The 2,797-nt window shown below is 67.5% G+C and carries 3 protein-coding genes; all 3 read right to left on the minus strand.

Features of this window, described 5'->3' with window-relative positions:
- A partial coding sequence (locus tag AAGI46_16720) for a glycine betaine ABC transporter substrate-binding protein (GenBank protein MEM1013851.1) occupies window positions 1–1,052 on the minus strand: 1,052 nt, incomplete at its 3' end.
- A 182-nt stretch (window positions 1,053–1,234) separates the two neighbouring features.
- Window positions 1,235–1,969: an ATP-binding cassette domain-containing protein gene (locus AAGI46_16725; GenBank protein ID MEM1013852.1), complete on the minus strand. Its 735-nt coding sequence runs from the start codon at window positions 1,967–1,969 to the stop codon at window positions 1,235–1,237.
- 11 nt (window positions 1,970–1,980) lie between these two features.
- Window positions 1,981–2,797, minus strand: an 817-nt coding sequence (locus AAGI46_16730; GenBank protein ID MEM1013853.1) for a DUF4159 domain-containing protein, incomplete at its 5' end; no start/stop codon positions are given.

Consider the following 2,797-nt stretch of genomic DNA (forward strand, 5'->3'; position numbering starts at 1 on the left):
CCGAGCAGCGGGATCATGAAGACGAGCAGCGCGATCGAAGGGATCGTCTGCACGATGCCGGTGATCCCCAAGACCACCCGGCCCGCCGTTCGTCCGCCCGCGGCCAACACGCCCAGCGGGACGGCCAGGGCGATGCCTAGCACCATCGCGGCGACGACAAGCCACGCGTGCTCGACGGTGCGTTGCCACAACCTGGCGGGAAGTGACAGGTCGGCGGTGACGTCGTCTGCCGCGTCGGTGAAGTGCTCAGCCAGGTACGCGGCGGCGGCGGCGGACTCGGAGTTCAGGCCGCCCTCGACGCGGGCGTTGAGCGCGGTCATCGACGCCTCGTCCAGGGTGCCGGCCATCTGACGCCAGGCTTCGACGACGGTCGGATGCGACTGTTCCAGCTCCGTGCGATAGAGCACGAAGGCCATGTACTGTGGAAAGAACGACTGATCGTCTTCGAGGACGACCAGGTCGTTGGCCTCGATCGCCGCCTCGGTGGTGTAGACCTCAATGACGTCTGTCTGCCCGCTGGTGATGGCGCGGTAGAGCAGCCGGTGCTCGCCGAGCGCGGTGACGTCGTCCTGCGGCAGGCCATAGGCGGCCTTGAGCTGTGGCCAGCCGTCGGCCCGGCCGAACCACTCGCTGCTGACGGCGACCCGCAAATCGGGATGGTCGGCGAGGTCGCTGGTTGTCACCAGCCCGAGCTCGTCGGCTAACTCCCGGGTGACAGCCAACGCGTAGGTGTTGTTGAAGCCGAGCTCGTCCGTCATCGACAGGCCGCGGTCGGCAAGGGCAGCTTCGAGCTGGGCGAGGCTTGTGAGCTCGAGTTGCGACAGCGTGCTGCCGGTGAGTGTGCCCGTGTACTCGATGTACGCGTCGATCTCGCCGCTGACGATGGCGTTGAAGACGGTGCCGCTGCCGGCGTCGATGACGTTGGCTTCAACCTCTGCCCCAGCTTGCCGCGCGAGCGCAGCGAGGACTTCGCCCAGGATGCCGGTCTCGATGTCGTCCTTGGAACCGATCTTGATGACGTCCGACTGAGCAAAGAGGGGTGTCGCAAACATGACGGGCGCCGCAAACATGAAGATTGCAACGACGACGCACCACCACGACGAGCCCCGAGCGTGAGCGAGGGGTTTCCGACGATCGTGACAGACCCCTCGCTCACGCTCAGGGCTCGCTGGCGAGCGCGTCGATTGTGTCATGCGCGGATGTCTGACCGTGCCAGCTCGTACGGGGAGATTGCTCACGACGCCTCCCCGTGCAGCGCGGCTTGAGCCGTCAGGAAGTCGGTCACGAAGGGCTCCGCCGGATCGTCGCGAAGTTGGGCGGGCGTGCCGCGTTGGACGACGCGGCCGTCACGCATCAACGCGACCTCGTCGGCGAAGTACGTCGCCTCGGCCATGTCGTGGGTCACCAAAACCGTCGTCTTGCCGAGCTTGCGGAAGATCTCACGCAAGTCGCGCTGCAGGTCGGCGCGGACCATCGGATCCAGCGCGCCCAGCGGCTCGTCGAGCAACAGCACCGGCGGGTCGCTCATCAGCGCACGCATCAGGGCCACGCGTTGCCGCTGGCCGCCGGAGAGTTCGACGGGGTAGCGGTCCAGCGCGTCGGCCGGAAAGCTAGTGAGTGTGCACAGGCCGTCCAGGCGTTCGCGTCGGTCGGCCGCGGAGACGCCGTCGAGCTTGTCACGGAGTTCGACATTGCCGCGGGCGGTCAGGTGCGGGAACAGCCCGCCGTCCTGGATGACGTAGCCGCTCATGCGACGCCGGCCGGCGACGGTCTCGACGTTGCCGAATCGGACCAAGCCCGCCGTGGGTTCGATGAGGCCCAGAAGCAGTCGCAGCAGTGTCGACTTCCCGCAACCGCTCGGGCCGATGAGCGCGAGCGTCGTCCCCTCGGCGACATCGAGCGACACCCCGTCGACCGCCGGCGTGGGCGTGCCGGGGTAGTGCTTGGTGACGTCGGCGAGTTCGATCACGCGGGTCGAGTCTACTGGCGACGATCTGCTGCGTGGAGCAGGGCGGCGGCGGTGAGGCGTGTGGCGTCGGCGGGGACGTAACCCATCACGCCGTCGACGTTGCTGCCGACCAGGCCGTTGGAGAGGTCTTCGTGGCTGACGATGACGCCGAGGCGGTTCTCAAAGCTGATGCCGCGGAGCCGGCCCTTGTTGGCTCCGCCGACGGTGCGACGGGCAAAGAGCGTGTAGTCGACCGTGTCGATCGCCTCGGGCGTTGCCTTGTAGATCGGGTGACTCGTCGGCAGCGGCGTGTCAAGGGCGTTGGCGTCGTTGCCGAAGGCCGACTTCAGGAAGTCGCTGGCCGACTCGATGAAGACGCCGTTCCCACCGGCCGCGTCGACGAGCAGCGTGCCGCCACCCTCGACGTAGGTCTTGAGCTTGTCACCCACGCCGTCCTTGAAGATCAAGGCGTCGGTGCCGGTGAGATGGAGCACGTCGAACTCGGCCAGCGTGTCGGTCGCGGGGTCGACGGTCTGCACGTCGAGCTTGGTCGCGTAGTCGTTGTGCATCACGGCCGTAAAGCGTTCCCACCCGGCGGGCTCAGGGTTCCAGTTGCCCTGGTACATCAGCCGGCCGACCTTCAGCTGGCGGGTGGTCTTCTTGGCGTCGTTGACCTCGACGAGCGGCGTCGTGCCGCGTGGGCCCTGGGGCAGGTTGCCGACGCTGTAGAGGTAGAGGTTGACGCCCAGCTCCATCGGCCCGTCCTGCGAGAGGTCGCGCAGCTGCCAGGCCCTGGCCGGGTCGCCGGTGGCGATGACCATGAGCTCGCGCACGCCGTTGGACAGGCCG

The organism is Planctomycetota bacterium (assembly GCA_038746835.1).
GTDB lineage: Bacteria > Planctomycetota > Phycisphaerae > Tepidisphaerales > Tepidisphaeraceae > JBCDKH01.